Source organism: Leifsonia poae (assembly GCF_020009625.1).
GTDB lineage: Bacteria > Actinomycetota > Actinomycetes > Actinomycetales > Microbacteriaceae > Leifsonia > Leifsonia poae_A.
Window position 1 is genome coordinate 2,161,053 of the sequence record NZ_JAIHLP010000002.1, and the last position, 19,108, is coordinate 2,180,160.

The following is a 19,108-nucleotide window of genomic DNA, read 5'->3' on the forward strand; positions in this document are numbered from 1 at the left end:
GCCGACATGCGGACAGCCGGCGGCCGATGTCAGCGTTCACATCCCGCAGACGCTTCCGTCTGCTCGGCGACAGGCTATGGGCCGAGGGGAGACCGCCTCCTCGTTTTCACCCTGCGATCACCCTCGGGCGGCGGAGGCCGCCGGTCGCTGGACCGTTCGCGGAGCGCCCGATCCAGCCCGGCACGCCGCAGCCGTTCGGCCAGAGCGCCGGCGACCGACGAGGCCGCGATCTGGCCGAGGAGACGGCCGAAGAGTGTTGCGAGAAGAATCGGCGCGATCAGGTGCTCGGGCGACATCACGGGCAGCGACACGAGGAACAGGGCGACCCCGGAAAGCGCGGCCGCGACGAGCAGGGCGGTGCGGCCCGCCGCCCGACCCCGGCCGCGGCGCGCCAGGGAGAGGTCGTAGACGAGCCCCGACACAGCGAGCGGCACGACGACCAGAAAGGAGATCGGGGTGAACGGCCCGGCGAGTAGCCCGACGAAGCAGGCGACCGTCGTCGCGGCGAACCGGAAACCGAGAACGCGACCCGCCAGAAACGGAAGGACGCTGTGCATCCCCGCAACGACCGCGTACAGCGGTGGGGCGAACGCGGCGAGCGCTCCGGTCGCCGGCGAGATCACGGCGAGCAGGATCGCACCGAGGGCGCCGAAGGCGGCGCAGGTGAGGAGCGCCCGGGTCGTCGGCCCCGACCGGATGCGGCGGGCGGGCGACACAGCGGACGATTCGGTCTCGGGCATCCCGCGTCAGCCGTCCCGCCGGGCGAGGAGGTGCTGGTCGAGGGCGACGGCGATGGCGCCGTCGCGGCTGGACACCCCGAGTTTGCGGTAGATGCTGCGCAGTTGGGTCTTGACCGTGTTGACCGACACGGTCAGTTCGTCGGCGATCCGTGACGCGGAGCCGGTCTCCATGAGCAGCGCCAGCACCGCGACCTCGCGTTCGCTCAGCAGCACCTGGGGATCGTACCCGGGGATCACCGACCGCAACGGAATGCCGGCGGTCAGCTCCGCGTGGCCTCGCTCGGCCAGTGCGGACACAAGACCATCGAGGTCGGGAGGCGGCACGAGCGCCAAGGCTGCGCGCTGTCCCGAATGCCGCAGCGCACCCGCCAGCTGGTCGATCACGGCTTCGGCCCGGGTGCTGCGCGAGAACCGCAGCAGTGCCGCCGCCTCGACCGTGAGGGCTTCCGCGTGGGAGCGCGCATCCTGTCGCACGCCGGCGATGCTGCGCAGTTCCCGCAGGGCTTCGCCGTTGCGTCCGAGCGTCAGCGCCACCCGGGCCAGGCCGACCTGACGGCGTGGTCCCGCCGGTGCGTCGCGGCGCAGGATCGCCGTCGCGGCATCCAGGTTCCCCATGGCCAGCTGCAACAGCGCACGGGTCGGGGCCAGCGCAGCACGCGCCGCTGCCGACCGGCCCTCCGCCCCGCGCAGGGCGGCGAGCGCGTCGAGCCCCGACAGGCCGTCGCCCGGGCGGCCTCCGAAGAGTTCGATGTTCGCTTCCGTTGTGCCGATCGCCACCCAGTGCTCGATGGTCCGGCGGTCGTGCACCATCGCATCCAGCTGGGCTCGGGCCCCCGGCGGGTCGATCCGTTCGAGCGCGACCACCGCTTCCGCGACGCGGTAGAACGTGCCCGGGTACATCGAGCGCTGCTCGTCGGACCAGACATCGGCCCGCGCAAGGCCGAGGTATTCGTTCGCGCGATCGAGGCGACCGTCGAGCGCGTGGATCCCGGCCGACATCGACAGGTTGGCGAACCCCGACGACGGTGCGCCTTCCGGTGACTCCGCCAGGCCGACGGCGAAGGCGTCGAGGGCCTCATCGGTGCGACCGCCGTAGTAGAGGCTGATCCCGGCCTGGGCATACACGCGGGGCAGCTGGTCGACGGCCCGGCGATCCTCCTCCGCCAGCGCGTCCAACGCGGCGAGGGCGGCGCGCGCGGCGCCGACCCCCATCGCCGGCCGGCCGACGAGGCGGTACGCCGCACTCTCGCTGACGAGGATCAGCGCGCGATCGACCGCATCGACCTCCCGCCGGCCGCTGCGGGCGGCGCGAACGGCGGTCGCGAAGTGCCGGAGCGCCTTCACTCGGCGATGGGGGACGCCGTTGTAGCAGATGCCCAGCATCATCGTCAGCAGCGGGTACATCCGCAGCGCCGACGGGGGGATGCTGTCCAGCTGTCTGCGCAGCAGGTCGCCGTGGGAGCGGAGCAGCGGGAACCATCCGTCGCGGACCACCCGTGAGAGCGTTCCGTAGTCTGCCGCCTGCACGGCCGCCGCGACTTTTCGCGCGATCTCGGCGTCACGGGATGCCGCCGGCCTGCCGGGGCGCGAGCCATCGGCGGGCGGCGAGCTGTCGGGGGACACGCTCACGAGACCTCCACGGAGGCGGCGAGGGAGACGGGGGCTCACCGCGGGATTCGAGGAGATCCTATCGATTACGGTCGTCTCGCGGGACCCTTTGGCCGCATCCGCTCCGCGAACCGTCGGCGGCCGCCGCCATGCCCGGCCCGCTACTGCCGGAAGTAGTGGCCCTGCTCGAGGTCGTCGATCAGGCCCGGATGCGTCGGCTGCCAGCCGAGAAGTTCGCGGGTGAGCGTGCTGCTGGCGCGGCCACCGAGCGCGAGGATCGGGCCGAGCCAGCCGAAGTGCTCCGCGGCATCCTCGGGCGCGACGCTGAGCAGCGGCACGTCCAGGTGTCGTCCGATGACCTCCGCGATCTCGCGGAGCGGAACCGCTTCATCTCCGACAGCGTGCAGCACCGAGCCCGCCGGCGCGTTTTCCAGCGCCAGGCAGAACAGGTGCGCCGCATCCAGCCGGTGGACCGCGGGCCAGACGTTGCTCCCGTCGCCGACATAGCCGGCGCTTCCCTTCTCGCGGTCGATGCGGATCAGTGCCGCGATGAAGCCGTGGTCACCGTCGCCGTGGACGGTGGGCGCGAGACGGATCGCCGACGAGCGGATGCCACGGTCGGCGAACCCGAGCAGGATGGCCTCGGTGCCGATGCGGGGAGACCAGGCTGTCGCCGGGTCGGGCTTGTCATTCTCGGTCGGCCCGGTGCCGAGCAGACCGGAGGCGATGACGAGCGGGCGGTTCGACCCGGCGAACAGGTCGCCGAACAGTTCCACCGCGGCTCGGTCGACGTCGGCGGCGGCGGCGTGCGCCGTGAAGTCGTGGATGAACGCGGTGTGGATGACACCGTCCGCCCCTTCCGCCCCGGCGCGCAGACTGTCCAGGTCGGTGATGTCGCCTCGCTGCACCTCGGCGCCGGATGCGGCGACCGCGGCGGCCGACGCATCCGATCGGGCGAGACCGACGACCTGATGGCCGGCGGCGATCAGCTCGGCGGTGACGGCGGAACCGATCCACCCCGACGCACCGGTGACGAAAACACGCATGATGACCCTCCGTTGACCGAGGGATGCTTCGCGCCGTCTGCGCGGGCCCCTCTGATGTCAGTTGCTGTCATCAACGCTACACCTGATGTCAGCTTCTGTCATCATGTATCATCGGGGAATGGGCAGATGGGAACCGGACGCGCGTGGCCGGCTCCAGCTCGCCGCGATGGAGCTCGCCGTCGAGCGCGGCTTCGAACAGACCACCGTGGCCGACATCGCCGAACGCGCCGGGTTGACTGAACGCACCTTCTTCCGCCACTTCGCCGACAAACGCGAGGTGCTGTTCGCCGGGCAAGACGAGCTCCTCGATCTGTTCGTCGACGCCGTCGCCGGGGCTCCGTCCGACGCCACCCCGCTGGAAGCGGTCGACGCCGCGCTTCAGGCCGCCGCCCTGACCTTCGAACCGCGCCGCCCCTGGTCCCGAGAACGCGGACGCATCGTCGCGGCGAACCCGGCCCTGCAGGAGCGCGAGCTGATCAAGCTGGCCAGGATGGCGGATGCCGTGGCGGGCGCACTGCGCGCACGCGGCGTCGCCGAGCCGGCCGCCAGCCTCGCCGCCCAGACCGGTATCGCCGTGTTCCACGTCGGATTCGCCGAATGGATCGACGACGGCAACACGCGCGAGTTCGCACAGTTCATCGACTCGGCACTCGCCGCCCTGAAGGTCGTCGCCGCGGGATGACCGAGCCCTCCGCGCCGACGCTCACACCTCCCCGTCGAGCTCGGTGTCCGGTTGGAAGCGGTAACCCATGCCCGGCTCGGTGAGCAGGTAGCGGGGTCGGGCCGGATCCGGTTCGAGCTTCTTGCGCAGCTGCGCGATGTACAGGCGCAGATAGCCGGTGTCGCCGACATGCTGCGGGCCGCGGATCTCGGTCAGGATCGTGCGCTGCGTGATCAGCTTGCGAGGGTTCCGGAGCAGCAGCTCCAGAATCTGCCACTCGGTCGGAGTCAGGCGCACCGGTTCCTCGCCCCCCTCGCGGCGGAGGAGCGCGATCTTGTCGCCGAGGTCGACCGCGACGGCGCCGAAACGCACGATCGGCTTCTCGAGCGCACCGACGCTCCGGCGGGTCAGCGCACGGATGCGCGCGAGGAGCTCGTCGGCCGAGAAGGGTTTCGCCACGAAGTCGTCGGCCCCCGAATCCAGCACGCCCACCTTGTCGGCGGAGTCGGAGCGACCCGAGATGACGAGGATGGGCACGCGGCTCCAGCCCCGGATCGCCCTGATCACCTCCACACCGCTCAGCCGCGGCATCCCCAGGTCGAGCACCACGAGATCCGGATGTTCGTCGACGATCGCGTCGAGCGCCTCCTTCCCCGTGCGGGCGCGCACCACCTCGTAGCCGTGCGAGCCGAGGAGGATCCGCAAGGCGCCGAGCATCTGCGGGTCGTCGTCGGCGACGACGATCTTCACGGCGCCACCCGCTCCACCGGGAGCGACAGGACCATCGTCAGGCCGCCCGCCGGAGTGTCCTCGGCCGCGAGCTCGCCGCCCATCCCCTCCACGAACCCCTTGGTCAGGGCGAGCCCCAGACCGATGCCCGCGCTGTTGTCGGTGTCGCCGACGCGCTGGAACGGGTGGAAGATCTCCTCCTTGCGGTCGTCGGGCACGCCGGGCCCGCAATCGGAGACCCGGATCTCGACGTTGCCACCGAACGCACTGGCTCCGACGCGGGGAGGCCGCCCCTCGGGCGAATAGCGCAGAGCGTTGCTCAGCAGGTTGACGAGAGCCCGGCGCAACAGGATCGCATCCGCCGACACCGGCGGAAGATCGTGCGGCACATCGATGACGACCTCCCCCGGCCGAACAGCGAGCTCGTCGAGCACCGGAGGGAGCACGTCTTCGAGGTCGACCGTCTCCAGCGAGATCGCCAGCACCCCCGCCTGCACCCGGCTCACATCGAGCAGGTTCGTCAGCAGATCGGCCAGACCCTGGAGGCTCACCTCGGCGGTCTCCAGCAGCTCGGACTTGTCGCGCGCCGACAGCCGGCCGGCCGCCGAGCGGAGGCTCGTCACGGCCGCGGTCGCCGCTGCGAGCGGACGCCTCAGGTCGTGGCCGACGGCCGCCAGCAACGCGGTGCGCACCCGGTCGGTCGCCTCCAGCGGGCCGACCTCCTGGGCGACCGAGCTGAGGTCGAGATGCTCGAGGGCGGCATCCAGCTGTGTGACGATCACCGCGAGCAGCCGGCGATCCGCCGCCTGCAGATCGTCGCCGAACAGCTCGAGCGTGCCCCGCGAGCCGACAGGGACCGTCGTCGGAACATCGGCGGGATCGACCTCGCCGTCGACCGTCTGAACGTCATCGCCCGCGGTGAACCGCACCGCCCGCAGCCCGAACGCCTCGCGTGTGCGAGAGACGAGGGCCTGCACGGCGTCGCCGCCCCGGATCACCCCGCCCGCGATCGTCGCCAACAGCTCCGACTCGGCGGCGGCACGCGCGGCGCTGCGGGTGCGCCGTGCCGCCTGGTCGACGACGACGCTGACCAGCACCGCGATCACCACATAGAGCCCGAGCGCGAGAAGATGCGTCGGCCGGCCGATCGTCAGGGTGAAATACGGACTGACGAAGATGAAGTCGAGAGTCAGACCCGACAGCACGGCCGCGAAGAGCGCCGGCCAGATGCCGCCGACGAGGGCGACGACCACGACGAGCAATTGGTAGCTGAGCGCGTCGGTCGTGAGCGAATCGGCACTGCGGATGGGCAGGAGCACCAGAGTGAGCAGCGGCCCGGCCAGCAGCGCGAGCAGGAACCCGTACACGCGGCGACGCACACTGAGCGCGCCCGTGCGCCGGAACTTCGGCAGGTGCCGCCCGCCCGCCGCGGCGTGCGAGACGATATGCACATCGATGTCCCCCGACTCGCGGATGACCGTCGACCCCACCCCCGACCCTGTCAGGAGGGCGGTGAGCCTGCTGCGTCGTGAGACACCGATCACGAGCTGGGTGGCGTTGCTCGCGCGGGCGAACGCGACGAGCGCATCTGGGGTGTTCGTGCCGACGACCTGGTGATAGGTGCCGCCGAGCTCCTCGACGAGTTTGCGCTGCGCCGCCAGCGCCGCCGGGTCGGTCTCGCGCAACCCGTCCTGGCTCGCGACGTGCACGGCGAGCAGTTCGCCGCTGCCGGAGCGGGCCGCGACTCGGGCGCCGCGCCGCAGCAGGGTCTCGCCCTCCGGCCCGCCGGTGAGGGCGACGACGACCCGCTCGCGCGCCTCCCACTTCTGTTCGATGCCGTGCTCGGCCCGATACCGCTGCAGAGAGCTGTCGACCTCATCCGCCAGCCAGAGCAAGGTCAGCTCACGGAGCGCCGTCAGGTTGCCGAGCCGGAAGTAGTTCGAGAGCGCGGCGTCGATGCGGGCGGCGGGGTACACCTGCCCCTCGGCCAACCGGTCGCGCAGCGACTGAGGTGTCAGGTCGACGACCTCGATCTGTGCGGCACTGCGCACGATCGAGTCGGGGATCGTCTCGCGCTGCGGCACCCCGGTGATCTGCTCGACCACGTCGTTCAGCGATTCGATGTGCTGCACGTTCACCGTCGAGATCACGTCGATCCCGGCGTCGAGGATGACCCCCACGTCGTGCCAGCGCTTCTCGTTCGCCGATCCGGGGGCGTTGGTGTGGGCGAGCTCGTCGACGAGGGCGATCTGCGGATGCCGGGCGAGCACCGCGTCGAGGTCGAGCTCGGTCAGCGTGATGCCGCGGTGTTCGACGGCTTTGCGCGGCACGAGCTCGAGGCCGTCAAGAATGGCGGCGGTGGCCGCGCGTTCGTGGGTCTCCACGACCGCCACGACCACGTCTTTGCCCAGGTCGCGCAGCCGATGCCCCTCTTCGAGCATCAGATAGGTCTTGCCGACTCCGGGTGCTGCACCGAGCAGCACCCGGAGTCGGCCTCGGCTGGTCAAGGCAGCGCCTACTTGTTCCCGGCCGGATCCAGCGCGGCCAATGCGATGTTGAGCTGCAGCACATTGACGGTGGGCTCTCCCAGATACCCGAGATCCCGGACCTGCGTGTGCTCCTCGACGAGCTTCTTCACCTCGGCGGTGCCGATGCCCCGGGCCCGGGCCACGGCGTCGACCTGCAGCAGTGCGTAGGCCGGCGAGATGTGCGGGTCGAGACCCGACCCGGATGCTGTCACCGCATCCGCCGGGATCTGCGAGGCGCTGACACCGTCGACCTTCTCGATGACCGCTTTGCGCTCATCGATCGCCTTCACCAGGTCCGGGTTGTTCGGCCCGAGGTTGCTGCCGGACGAGTTCGCACCGTCGTAGCCCGTTCCCGCCGCCGACGGCCGGGACTGGAACCACTGGGGAAGCGGGATCCCCTTCTTGTCGGTGAAGGACTGCCCGATCAGGCTGGAGCCGACGACCTTCCCCTGGGAGGTGATGAGAGATCCATCGGACTGCGCGGGAAGAGCCAGCTGGCCGATCCCGGTGACGGCCAGCGGGTAGGCGATGCCGAGCACGACCGTGAAGAGGAGCACGGCCCGCAGGGCCACCCCGTACTGTCGTCCGGTGCCGCGGAGTGATGCGTTCATGATGTCTTGTCTTTCCGTTTTCTCTCGGGTCTCTAGAATCCGGGGATCAGACCGACGACCAGGTCGATCAATTTGATGCCGATGAAGGGGGCGATGATCCCGCCGACGCCGTAGATCAGCAGATTGCTGCTGAGCAGCGACGACGCCGAACGCGGCCGGTACCGCACGCCGCGCAGCGCCAGGGGGATGAGGATCACGATGATGATCGCGTTGAAGATCACGGCGGAGAGGATGGCCGACGACGACGAGTGCAGCTGCATGATGTTGAGCGCCTGCAGCCCGGGGAACACCCCACGAACATCGCCGGGATGATGGCGAAGTACTTCGCCACATCATTGGCGATCGAGAACGTGGTGAGCGCACCGCGGGTGATCAGGAGCTGCTTGCCGATGCGCACGATGTCGATCAGCTTCGTGGGGTCGGAGTCGAGGTCGACCATGTTGCCGGCCTCCTTCGCGGCCGAGGTCCCGGTGTTCATCGCGACCCCCACATCCGCCTGGGCGAGCGCCGGGGCATCGTTCGTGCCGTCACCGGTCATCGCCACGAGATTGCCGCCCTGCTGCTCCTTGCGGATCAGCGCCAGCTTGTCCTCCGGCGTCGCCTCGGCGAGGAAATCGTCGACTCCGGCCTCCGCCGCGATCGCCTTCGCGGTGACCGGGTTGTCGCCGGTGATCATCACGGTGCGGATCCCCATCCGGCGCAGGTCGGCGAACCGGTCGGCGAGACCGGCCTTGACGATGTCTTTGAGGTAGATGGCCCCGAGGATGGTCGCCTCACCCGTCGCGGACTTGACCGCGACCGCCAGCGGCGTTCCACCGGACTCGGAGATGCGCTGCACCTTCTCGTCCAGGTCGCTGAGAATCGAAGACGGAACGCGGGTCGTCTCCTGAGCCCAGGCGATGAGCATCGAGGTGGCGCCCTTGCGAACCTGGGTTCCGTCGGCGAAGTCCACCCCGCTCATCCGGGTCTGCGCGGTGAACGGAACCACCTCGCCGGCCAGGTCGCCCTCGTGCACATATCCGAGCTTCTCGGCCAGAGCCACCACGGAGGCGCCTTCCGGCGTCGGGTCGCTGAGCGACGCCAGGGCCGCGGCCTTCACAAGCTCGATCGGCTCGACACCCTCGACCGCCGCGAACTCGGCCGCCTGTCGGTTGCCGTAGGTGATGGTACCGGTCTTGTCGAGCAGCAGCGTCGTCACATCGCCCGCCGCCTCGACGGCGCGACCCGACATCGCGAGCACATTGTGCTGCACGAGCCGGTCCATGCCGGCGATGCCGATCGCCGAGAGCAGGGCGCCGATGGTCGTCGGGATGAGGCACACCAGCAGGGCGACGAGCACCGGCACCGTCGGAGCCGCGTTCGCGAATCCGGCGGTCGGGCCCAGGATGAGCACCACGACCACGAAGATGATCGTCAGGCTGGCGAGAAGGATGTTCAGCGCGATCTCGTTCGGAGTCTTCTGCCGGGCCGCCCCTTCGACGAGCTTGATCATGCGGTCGACGAACGTCTCACCGGGCTTGCTGGTGATGCGCACGACGATGCGGTCGGAGAGCACCCGCGTTCCGCCGGTGACCGCACTCCGGTCGCCGCCGGACTCCCGCACGACGGGAGCGGACTCTCCGGTGATCGCCGACTCGTCGACCGAGGCGATGCCCCAGACGATGTCGCCGTCGCCCGGGATCAGCTCGCCGGCCGTGACGACGACGACGTCACCGAGACGGAGGTCGGCCGAGGCCACCTGCGTCATCGCGGCGCCGGTCCCGGGGGCGTCGACCGCGGGGTCGTAGTCGGCGATCAGGTTGGCGACGGTCGTCGTGCGTGTCTTGCGCAGGCTCGCCGCCTGCGCCTTGCCACGGCCTTCGGCGACCGACTCGGCGAGGGTGGCGAAGAGCACGGTCAACCAGAGCCAGACGGCGATCGCCCAGGTGAAGGCGAGCGTGGCGGCCGAGCCGCCCGACGTCTGCTCTCCGAGGAACGGCTGGGCGATAGCGAGCACGGTCGTGAGCGCCGCTCCGACCTCCACGATGAACATGACGGGGTTGTGCCACATGTCCTTCGGGTTGAGCTTGCGGAAGGCGCCCGGCAGACCGGTGAGGAGTTGGCGGGCGTTGAACGCCCCCTTGGGCGCCTTCTCCTCCGGCTGATGCTGTTCGCGGCCGGCCGCGGTGGTGGTGAGTGTGGACATGATCAGTGAAGCCCTTCCGCCAGGGGACCCAGCGCGAGTACGGGGAAGTAGGTGAGTGCGGCGACGATGACGATCGTCCCCACGACGAGCGCGGCGAACTGCGGCCGATGCGTGGGCAACGTTCCGGCGGTCGCGGGGATCTTGTCCTGCCCCGACAGCGAGCCGGCGAGCGCCAGCACGAACACGATGGGGACGAATCTGCCGAGGAACATCGCCGCGCCGAGTGCGGCGTTCAGCCACGGCGTGTTCGCGGTGAGCCCGGCGAACGCCGAACCGTTGTTGTTCGCGGCCGAGGTGAACGCGTACAGCACCTCCGAGAAGCCGTGCTGCCCCGGATTGAGGATCGACACTTTCTCGATGTCGTTCCTGATCGCCGGGATGGCGAAGCTCAGCCCGGTGCCGGCGAGCACGAGCGTCGGGGTCATCAGGATGTAGAGGCTCGCAAGCTTGATCTCGCGCGACCCGATCTTCTTGCCGAGGTACTCGGGTGTGCGCCCGACCATCAATCCGGCCAGGAACACGGCGATGATCGCGATGACGAGGATGCCGTAGAGCCCGGCGCCGATCCCACCCGGAGCGACCTCGCCGGTCATCATGTTGAGCATCGTCATCATGCCGCCGAGCGGGGTGTAGCTGTCGTGCATCGAGTTGACCGCGCCGGTCGAGGTGAGCGTGCTCGTGGTGCCGAACAGCGTCGAACCGAGGATGCCGAACCGCTGCTCCTTTCCTTCCATCGCGCCCCCGGCGGCGTGCGTCGCGGCGCCGCCGCCCTGCAGCTCGAACAGGGTGAGCGCAACGAGGGACACGACGAAGATCGAGGCCATCGCCCCGAGGATCGCGTACCCCTGGCGGTTGTCGCCCACCATCGTGCCGAAGGTGCGCGGCAGCGCGAACGGGATGAGCAGCATCAGGAAGATCTCGACGAGGTTCGTCCACGCAGTCGGGTTCTCGAACGGATGCGCCGAGTTGGCATTGAAGAAGCCGCCGCCGTTGTTGCCGAGCAGCTTGATGACCTCTTGGGACGCCGCCGGTCCGCCTGGCACGGTGACGGTGCCGCCGGTGAGCGAGGTGACGTGCTCGAAGCCGTTGAAGTTCTGCACGACACCGCCCACGATGAGGATCACGGCGAAGACGACGGAGAGCGGCAACAGGATGCGCATGACCGCGCGGGTCACGTCCACCCACATGTTGCCGATCGTGCCCGAGCGGTGCGCAGCGAATCCGCGCACCAGCGCGATCGCGACCGCGATGCCGACGGCGGCGGAGAGGAAGTTCTGCACCGCCAGGCCCGCGATCTGCACCGTGTAGCCGACCGTCGCCTCGGGCGAGTACGACTGCCAGTTGGTGTTCGTCACGAAGGAGATCGCCGTGTTGAACGACAGGCCTTCCGGCACAGCCGGGAGCCCGAGCGAGTACGGCAGGATCGCCTGCGCCCGCTGCAGCAGGTAGACCAGCAGGATGCCGATGACCGAGAACGCGAGAACACTGCGCAGGTACACGGGCCAGCTCTGCTCGACCCGGGAGTCGACGCCGATCAGCCGGTAGAACCCGCGTTCGACCTTCAGGTCTTTGCGCGAGGTGAAGGTGGCGGCCATGTAGTCGCCGAGCGGACGGTAGGTGAGCCCGAGCAGGAGCACGAGCGTCGCCAGCTGGGCGACGAACAGCCAGGCTGTGACCGAGAAATCTTGGTGCATCCTAGAATTTCTCCGGCTTCAGGAGGGCGTACACGAGATACGCGATCGCGGCGACGGCGAGCGCCGCCGCCAGCAGGTTGAAGAAGATCACAGCTTCTCCACCCCTTTTCCGATCAGGGCGACGATCGCGGCGAGCGCGAGGATCCCCACAACACAAACGATGTCCAACACGGGAACTTCTCCATCCGGATGCCACGCCAGGTCGGGTGACCGGCGATCGGTCCCGGCGCTCTGCCGGAACCACGGACCCATACAACTCGGCGCGGGAGCGCCGGAACGCCGTCCTAACGGAATCCATACAGGGTCGGCCCGACTCCTAACGGTTTCCGATCGGAACGGCACCTCCGGCGTCTCGGAAGCGTTGGGATCCGGGCTCTGGGCGTCGGAGTTCCGTTAGCACCGGCCCGCGCCCACGCGGGGCGGCCTAGAACGGTGTCGTGACCATCACCCATCTGCTCCCTTCCCTCCGTCGCTCCCTCCCCACCCCGCTCGATCGGGACGCCTGGCCGGAGTTCACGACGGCCGGCCTCGACGATGTGACCGTCGCCGGCGTCTCGCTCACTCGCCTCGCGGATTGGTGCGGCACACCGTGTGCACACACGGCGGCCGCCGTCATCCCGCACACCGGCGGCATCCCGTCGCCGACCGAGCTCGCCTCCGTCGTCGTCACGCGCGTGCTCTCCGTGAGCACCGCCGATGACGGCACCATCGACGCCTGGGTCGACGCCCGCCTGGCCGGCTGCACCGCCGACGTCGCCGAGACCCGGCTGATCGGACGGATCTCGACGGCCCACGACACCGAAGTGCGTCTGCGTTCGGCGGGTGGACCCTCGAAACCGTCGGCCGTGCCGCAACTGGGCGGCGACCTCCGCGCCGGTGATCTGCTCGCCATACCCTGCGTCGGGGCAGCGACACTGCGCGGGATCGACCCCGAGCGTCACCGCTTCTCGCGCGACGACGACCCCGCGGCCCCATGGCCGGCGGTATGCGGGCGCTGACCGGCACGCGACGAAGCGGTGCGGCCGGCGGCGGTGCGTCAGGTGGCAATGTGTCAGGGACGCGTTAGTTTTGCGGCGGCCGACGTAAGGACTTCGCAAGGATCGGCGCCGGGCCGCGGCGACCGGCGCATCCTGAAGCCGTGAACGAGTTCTGGAGAAGGCTGGCCGAGGGCGGAGCGCCCTGGGGAACCGTCGACGTCACCCCCGCGAGCCGAGGTCTGTGGCGCCGGGTTCGACTGATCGTCTACCCGCCGGGCACGACCCGCGCGGAGCGGCGTGCCCTGCGCTTCGCGCACTCGTGGCCGATCGCCGGAGCGCTGACCGCTCTGGTCGCGATGGTGCTGCTGGCCGGTGCGTGGCCGCCGGTCCTCGGGTTGTGCGTGCTGCTGCTGCTCTACCTCGCAGGCTTCTGGGTCGGGGCCCGGCTCACCCGCCTGCTGCGCGGACGGGTCAAGAGCATCATCGTCTCCACCGTCTCGGTGGGAGGCGAACTGAAGGTGTACGGCGACGGCGACCTGCTCCGCTCGACGATGGAGCGGCTGGATGCACTCGAGAAGCGTCGCCTCGCCGGCCGCGTCGACCCGGTGGCCTATGAGGCGGAGTGGGCCGAGGTGTACGACGCGCTCCCCGGCGGCACCCCTGTCGCGGTGCGGCGCCGGTGAGCCCAGAACACTGTTCCGAGATCCGAGAACGGTGGTCCGAGAATCGAGAACGGCCGCGGAGGCGTATCCCCCGCGGCCGTTCTCCGTCGCGCAGGCCTAAGCGGCCGGCCCCTGGGTGAGCGTCACCGTCGCCGTCTGCGACTGGCCGGCGGAGTCGGTCCAGGTGATCGAGACAGACTGTCCGGGCTTGTCGTTCTTCAGCGCGGCGGTCAGATCGCTCGCGGAGGTGATCGCAGCGCCGTCGACAGCGGTGATCGTGTCCCCTGCGACGAGACCGGCGGCTTCGGCCGGCCCTCCGGAGACCACATCGGCGATCGGTGCACCGGCGATGGAGGCCGTGCCGGTCGAGCCGCCGAGCTGGCCGAGGCCGGAGGCGGTGCCACTTCCGGTTTCACCGGTGGGGGTGGCGGCCACCTCCACCCCGAGGAAGGCGGGGTAGCCGATGGTGACCGTGCTGCTGGCCGCGCCCGCCTCGATCTGCTGGGCGATGCCCAGCGCCGAGTTGATCGGGATGGCGAAGCCGGCCGTCTGCGACCCTCCGCTGGAGGCCGCGGTGTCGATGCCGATGATCCCGCCGTTCGCGTCGTAGAGCGGACCGCCCGAGTCGCCGGCCAGGATGTCGGCGTTCGTCTCAATGAGACCGTTCAGGGTCTCGGAGACGGCGGTCGCCTCGGACTGGGTGGTGATCGTCTGATCGAGTGCCGCCACAGTTCCGGTCGCGGCGGTCAGGGAACCTGTGCCACCTGCGTTGCCGACGGCCGTGACGCCGTCTCCCGTGGCAACCGTGTTGCCGGTGTCGATCTTCGCGGTCGTGAGCCCGGAGGCGTTCGAGAGCTGGAGCACCGCGATGTCATCGGTGAGGTCGGTCCCGACCACGGTGGCGCTGTACGACTGTCCTGTCGAGACGACGGTGACCGTCAGCGACGTCGAATCCTCGACGACGTGGTTGTTGGTGAGGATCTCGCCGGAACTCGTGAGCACCATGCCCGTTCCGGCGCCCTCCTCGCCCTGGTACGGCATCTGCGAGGTGATCGTGACGATGCCGGCCGACTGCGCCGCCGTCGCACTGGTCCCGGAGGCGGCACCGCTGGCCGAACCGCTGCCGTCGGAACTCTGGCCGCTCTGCGCACGCTGCTGGGCGAGCGCCTTTTCGAGCGCGTTGCGCTCCTTCTCGGCCAGTGCGTTGCTGCTGGCCTGCGCCTGCAGGCTCGTCAGGGTCGAGGTCAGCGCCCAGGTGCCGCCGACCGATCCGATGCACAGGGCCGCGGCCGCGGTCACGCCGATCGCGATCAGCGCCCGCTTCGACAGATGCCGGGTGGGACGGTTCGGCGGGGTGCCAGGGGCCGGCTGCGGGGCCGTGACATTCCGATTGGTCGTCGACGCGGACTCGTCTGCGTTCGGCTCGGGGATGACGCCGTGCTCGTCCATCGTTCTCGTCCTTCCGTGACCGTTCGGCTCCGAGCCGAACGTCGATCTGATGAGACGAGCTAACGCCGCGATCCCTCGGGAATCATTGGCGGACCTCATGAACCGGCTATGAATATTTGTGCTTGCTGAGTGTTTCCTTTGCCCAGGCGCACCTCGTCCCGCCGCCCGGTCGGCGGCGGGACGTGGCACGTCTCAGCTGATCTTCCGGCGGTAGATCACGATCGCGAAGGCGTACGCCACGATGAGGATGCCGACGAGCCAGGCCAGCGCGATCCAGATGTCCCCACCCACGGGCTGCTGGGCGAACAGCGCCCGGATGGTGTTCACGATGGAGGTGACCGGCTGGTTCTCCGCGAACCAGGCCACCGGGCCGGGCATCGATGCGGTCGGCACGAACGCCGAGCTGATGAACGGCAGGAAGATCAGCGGATAGCTGAACCCGCTCGCGCCGTCGACCGTCTTCGCCGACAGTCCGGCGATCACGGCGATCCACGTCAGGGCGAGAGTGAACAGGATGAGGATGCCGGCGACCGCGAGCCAGGCGCCGACGGAGGCCCCCGATCGGAATCCCATGATCAGGGCGACACCGATGACCACCGCCACCGAGACCAGGTTCGCCGCGAGGGAGGTGAGCACATGCCCCCAGAGCACGCTCGACCTCGCGATCGGCATCGACTGGAACCGCTCGAAGATGCCGCCCTGCAGGTCGAGGAACAACCGGTAGGCCGTGTAGGCGACGCCCGAGGCGATCGTGATGAGCAGGATGCCCGGCAGCATGTAGTCGACGTACGACTGGTCGGAGCCGGTGTGGATCGCGCCGCCGAGCACATAGACGAACAGCAGCATCAGGGCGATCGGGGTCACGACCGTCGTGATGATCGTGTCGGGACTGCGGAGGATGTGTCGCAGCGAACGGCCGGTCAGAACACCGGTGTCGCCGAGGACGTGGCTGGTCATCGTGCTTCCTTCCGTGCGGAGGCCGCGCCAGCGGCACGGTCGTCTTCGGTGTCGCTCTCGGTCTCGGTCTCGCCGGTGTCGCCGACGAGCGCCAGGAACACGTCCTCGAGCGAGGGCTGCTTCTCGATGTACTCCACCTTCGCGGGCGGTAGCAGCTGCTTGAGCTCGGCGAGGGTGCCGTTCCGGATGATCGTGCCCTTGTGCAGGATCGCGATGCGGTCGGCGAGCTGTTCGGCCTCGTCGAGGTACTGGGTCGTGAGCAGCACGGTCGTCCCCTGGCCGGCGAGACGCTTGACCGTCTGCCACACCTCGATGCGCGCCTGGGGGTCGAGCCCGGTCGTCGGCTCGTCGAGGAAGATGACCGGGGGGTTCCCGATCAGACTCATTGCGATGTCGAGCCGGCGGCGCATCCCGCCCGAGTAGGTGGCCGCCCTGCGACCGCCGGCGTCGGTGAGAGCGAAGCGGGCGAGGAGATCGTCGGCGATCGCGCCCGGGTTCTGCAGGTGGCGCAGCCGGGCGACGAGCACGAGGTTCTCGCGGCCGGTGAGCACTTCGTCGACCGCAGCGAACTGGCCGGTCAGACTGATCGACTCGCGCACGTCGCCGGAGTCGACGGCGACGTCGAAGCCGTGCACCGTCGCCGTTCCTGCGTCGGCTTTCAGCAGCGTCGACAGGATGCGCACCAGTGTCGTCTTGCCCGCTCCGTTCGAGCCGAGCAACGCGAAGATGCTGCCCTTGGCCACCTCGAAGTCGACCCCGCGGAGCACCTTCAGGTCTTTGAACGACTTCTCGACGCCCTGCACCCGGATGGCGGGTTCGGTGGTCATTTCCGTTCCTTTCGCTCGGCGTCCTCGATGGCCTTGGTCAAGCGAGCGCGTTCTTTGTCGATCCACTGCGTTCCCAGATAGGACTGCGCGAACGCTTCGGCGAACTCGACCGGGTCGTCGCCGACGATGTCGCGCACCGGCGTTCCATCGACGGCCGCGCGCTCCCACAGGTCGGCCAGGTCGCCGAACATCGTGATGAGGGTGTCACCGTCGGTGATCCCGCCGTAGTACATGAAGTACCGGTGCAGCGCCTTCGCGGCGGTGCTGTACGGCTCGGGGAGCGAGTCGATGCGGGCCTTGTCCTGTCGGTACTGCTTCTTCTGTTCGAGCGACCCGACGAGGGTCTCGATCCATTTCACTGCCATGATTACTCTCCGTCTCTGTGCGGGTGTTCGATGGTGCGGTGGAGCTGTTCGATCCGTTCGGCGAGGAAGTTCCAGGAGCCCCAGAACTCGTCGAGGTACTCGCCGCCGAGGGTGTTGATCGAGTAGACCTTGCGTGGCGGCCCCTTCTCGGACGGGACTTTCGTCACGTCGACGAGGCCGCGCTGCTCGATCCGGATCAGCAGCGCGTAGACGGTGCCCTCGACGATGTCGGAGAACCCCTGTTCGCGCAGCCGCGCCGTGATCTCGTAGCCGTATGCCGGCTGCAGGGTCAGGATCGCGAGGACGATGCCTTCGAGGGTGCCTTTGAGCATCTCGGTCATCTGTTTGGCCATGGAGCCCTTCCCGCCAGCTACTCAGTGTTGCTGACTACCACTAGATAGTAACACTGAATAGCGACGGCGCAAGGGGGCGATTCTGAAGGCTCGGCGGGAGGCTAGTGAGGGAGAGTCGCGGGGCGCGGCACAGCGGCTGCACGCCCCACCGGGCGCTGCACCTGCGGAAGGAACAGCATCCAAGCCCGTCGGCGCGCTCGCCGGGGATCGTTCTCCAGACGGTCCTGCCCGGCGATGATGAGCGTGCTGCGGGCGTGCTCGTCGTAGGTGGGCCAGTCGGCGGCGACACGGCCGTCCTCCGCGAAGGCGAGCCAGTGCTCCCGCATCCGCTCCCCTGCCGCCGCGTACGCCTCACGCCCTCCGAGCGACGTGATGGCACGGGCGAGCGGCACATCCATCCGATCGAAGAGCGCGAACATCTCGACACCGTGGGTCGCATCGAGGCCGACAAGCTTGAGCAGGCGCGGCGCGAAGTCGAACCGGTAGACGTGGACCGGGGCGAACGCCGAATGGAAGTCCGCGAGCCGGATGCTCGGAAACCAGAATCCGTAGTCGCCGCCGAAGTCGTCCGCAGACCGCCTGGCCGAGGGGAGGCCCGGGTAGGCCTGCCGCATCCGCTTGTGCGATCCGACCGGCGCCCGGGAGAACAATGCGGCGATGCGGCTGGCGGTGCGCGGCAGGATGTCCACACGGCCGTGGAAGATGGAGCCTTCACGCTCATTGGTGCCGATGATCAGCGGGATCCGGTGAGCCCGTCCATCGCGGAACGCCACGAGCGGATGCTCGGGCAGGAGGTCGCCGTCGACGACCGGCGCAAGACAGAACATCCCGGGATACTCGTCGGGCGTGCGCGCCTGCAGCACCAGTGAAGCGGCGAGCAAGGCGTCGACGGGCGCGTGGGTGAGCAGCCGAAGGTCGTCGCCCCCGCTCGCAACATCGTCGCCGAGCAGAGGACTCTTTCGGAGGATGCCGACGAACTCCTCCGCCCAGGCGGCGGTCAATTCCGGGCCGTAGACCGCACCCGGCGGTGCGCTCTGCGCGATCGCCCGCGCGAACAGCCCGCCGGCCGCCGGCGTGGCAAGCAGGGTCGTGACGGCATTCCCTCCGGCCGACTCCCCGAAGACGGTGACATTGGCGGGGTCGCCGCCGAACCGACCGATGTTCTCGTGCACCCACCGCAGCAGCGCGACCTGATCCCGCAGCCCCGGGTTGCCGTCCACGGGTCGCTCCCCCGTGCCGTATCGCCGGAAGTCGAGGTAGCCAAGCGGGCCCAGCCGGTAGTTGAAGCTCACGTAGACGGTTCGTCCGGTGAGCACGAAGCTCTGCCCCTGCCCCGAGAACTCGCGCGACGACCCCGCGCTGTAGCCGCCGCCGTGGATGAAGACCATCACGGGAAGCGCATGCTCCCCTACCGCCGGAGCCTGCACGTTCACGGTGAGACAGTCCTCATCGGCGGCGACGACCGCCGGAACCCCGCGCATCCGCCGTCGCAGCGTCTGGGGTGCGATCGACCCGAACCGGGAGGCGTCGAGCACACCCGACCACGGCACCACCGGCGCCGGCGCACGGAACCGCAGTTCCCCGAAGGGCGGCGCCGCATACGGGATGCCTCGCCACGCGCAGACCGCCCCCTCGCGGACGCCGAGCACCTCACCGCCGGTGACGGCTACGCGCAGAGGCCTCTCCCGCCGTAGTGTGCCGCTCATCCCACCACCG

17 protein-coding genes and 1 pseudogene are annotated in these 19,108 nt (G+C 69.4%); 3 read left to right on the plus strand and 15 right to left on the minus strand.

Translation table 11 applies throughout. The annotated features are described in order from the left end of the window. Positions 1 to 74: 74 nt before the first annotated feature. From K5L49_RS10945 to K5L49_RS10955, 3 genes are all read right to left on the minus strand, one after another. On the minus strand, positions 75 to 740 hold the full coding sequence (locus tag K5L49_RS10945) for a hypothetical protein (RefSeq protein ID WP_223692700.1): 666 nt from the start codon (positions 738 to 740) through the stop codon (positions 75 to 77). A gap of 6 nt (positions 741 to 746) precedes the next feature. Next, positions 747 to 2,369: a helix-turn-helix transcriptional regulator gene (locus K5L49_RS20450; protein WP_223692701.1), complete on the minus strand. Its 1,623-nt coding sequence runs from the start codon at positions 2,367 to 2,369 to the stop codon at positions 747 to 749. Positions 2,370 to 2,509: 140 nt separating this feature from the next. After that, complete coding sequence (locus K5L49_RS10955; protein WP_223692703.1) at positions 2,510 to 3,394, minus strand: SDR family oxidoreductase; 885 nt, start codon at positions 3,392 to 3,394, stop codon at positions 2,510 to 2,512. Between the two features lie 118 nt (positions 3,395 to 3,512). On the opposite strand from K5L49_RS10955, the gene K5L49_RS10960 reads away from it, so the two are divergent. Beyond that, positions 3,513 to 4,076 carry a TetR family transcriptional regulator gene (locus K5L49_RS10960; RefSeq protein ID WP_223692704.1) on the plus strand — a complete coding sequence of 188 codons (564 nt, stop codon included), beginning with the start codon at positions 3,513 to 3,515 and terminating at the stop codon, positions 4,074 to 4,076. Between the two features lie 21 nt (positions 4,077 to 4,097). Here the strand turns inward: K5L49_RS10960 and K5L49_RS10965 are convergent, their stop codons facing one another. The 6 genes and pseudogenes from K5L49_RS10965 to kdpF form a co-directional block, all read right to left on the minus strand. Further along, a complete protein-coding gene (locus K5L49_RS10965; RefSeq protein WP_223692706.1) occupies positions 4,098 to 4,805 on the minus strand; it encodes a response regulator in 708 nt (235 codons plus the stop codon). Continuing rightward, a complete protein-coding gene (locus tag K5L49_RS10970) occupies positions 4,802 to 7,291 on the minus strand; it encodes a DUF4118 domain-containing protein (RefSeq protein WP_223692708.1) in 2,490 nt (829 codons plus the stop codon). Before K5L49_RS10970 ends, K5L49_RS10965 begins: the two co-directional genes overlap by 4 nt. A gap of 8 nt (positions 7,292 to 7,299) precedes the next feature. Beyond that, positions 7,300 to 7,923, minus strand: a complete 624-nt coding sequence (kdpC, locus tag K5L49_RS10975; RefSeq protein ID WP_223692709.1) for a K(+)-transporting ATPase subunit C — start codon at positions 7,921 to 7,923, stop codon at positions 7,300 to 7,302. Positions 7,924 to 7,955: 32 nt separating this feature from the next. After that, positions 7,956 to 10,108: pseudogene (gene kdpB / locus K5L49_RS10980) on the minus strand (potassium-transporting ATPase subunit KdpB). Between the two features lie 2 nt (positions 10,109 to 10,110). Further along, positions 10,111 to 11,802 (minus strand): potassium-transporting ATPase subunit KdpA, encoded by a 1,692-nt coding sequence (gene kdpA, locus K5L49_RS10985; protein ID WP_223692711.1) that lies wholly within the window; start codon positions 11,800 to 11,802, stop codon positions 10,111 to 10,113. A gap of 1 nt (position 11,803) precedes the next feature. Next, positions 11,804 to 11,893, minus strand: coding sequence for a K(+)-transporting ATPase subunit F (kdpF, locus tag K5L49_RS10990; protein WP_223692713.1), 90 nt, complete (start codon positions 11,891 to 11,893; stop codon positions 11,804 to 11,806). Between the two features lie 346 nt (positions 11,894 to 12,239). On the opposite strand from kdpF, the gene K5L49_RS10995 reads away from it, so the two are divergent. Together K5L49_RS10995 and K5L49_RS11000 are read left to right on the plus strand one after the other, a co-directional pair. Next, positions 12,240 to 12,800 carry a VWA domain-containing protein gene (locus K5L49_RS10995; protein WP_223692715.1) on the plus strand — a complete coding sequence of 187 codons (561 nt, stop codon included), beginning with the start codon at positions 12,240 to 12,242 and terminating at the stop codon, positions 12,798 to 12,800. 140 nt (positions 12,801 to 12,940) lie between these two features. After that, a complete protein-coding gene (locus K5L49_RS11000; protein ID WP_223692716.1) occupies positions 12,941 to 13,462 on the plus strand; it encodes a DUF6611 family protein in 522 nt (173 codons plus the stop codon). A 96-nt stretch (positions 13,463 to 13,558) separates the two neighbouring features. Here the strand turns inward: K5L49_RS11000 and K5L49_RS11005 are convergent, their stop codons facing one another. The 6 genes from K5L49_RS11005 to K5L49_RS11030 all read right to left on the minus strand — a co-directional run bounded on the left by K5L49_RS11005 (position 13,559) and on the right by K5L49_RS11030 (position 19,098). Further along, positions 13,559 to 14,890 (minus strand): S1C family serine protease, encoded by a 1,332-nt coding sequence (locus tag K5L49_RS11005; protein ID WP_223692718.1) that lies wholly within the window; start codon positions 14,888 to 14,890, stop codon positions 13,559 to 13,561. Between the two features lie 192 nt (positions 14,891 to 15,082). Continuing rightward, positions 15,083 to 15,847, minus strand: coding sequence for an ABC transporter permease (locus tag K5L49_RS11010; protein WP_223692720.1), 765 nt, complete (start codon positions 15,845 to 15,847; stop codon positions 15,083 to 15,085). Next, positions 15,844 to 16,674 (minus strand): ABC transporter ATP-binding protein, encoded by an 831-nt coding sequence (locus K5L49_RS11015; RefSeq protein ID WP_223692721.1) that lies wholly within the window; start codon positions 16,672 to 16,674, stop codon positions 15,844 to 15,846. Before K5L49_RS11015 ends, K5L49_RS11010 begins: the two co-directional genes overlap by 4 nt. Beyond that, positions 16,671 to 17,039, minus strand: a complete 369-nt coding sequence (locus tag K5L49_RS11020; RefSeq protein ID WP_223692723.1) for a DUF1048 domain-containing protein — start codon at positions 17,037 to 17,039, stop codon at positions 16,671 to 16,673. The genes K5L49_RS11015 and K5L49_RS11020 overlap by 4 nt, the downstream gene beginning before the upstream one ends. Before the next feature lie 2 nt (positions 17,040 to 17,041). After that, positions 17,042 to 17,392 (minus strand): PadR family transcriptional regulator, encoded by a 351-nt coding sequence (locus K5L49_RS11025; protein WP_223692725.1) that lies wholly within the window; start codon positions 17,390 to 17,392, stop codon positions 17,042 to 17,044. A 101-nt stretch (positions 17,393 to 17,493) separates the two neighbouring features. Next, on the minus strand, positions 17,494 to 19,098 hold the full coding sequence (locus K5L49_RS11030) for a carboxylesterase/lipase family protein (RefSeq protein ID WP_223692727.1): 1,605 nt from the start codon (positions 19,096 to 19,098) through the stop codon (positions 17,494 to 17,496). Positions 19,099 to 19,108 lie beyond the last annotated feature (10 nt).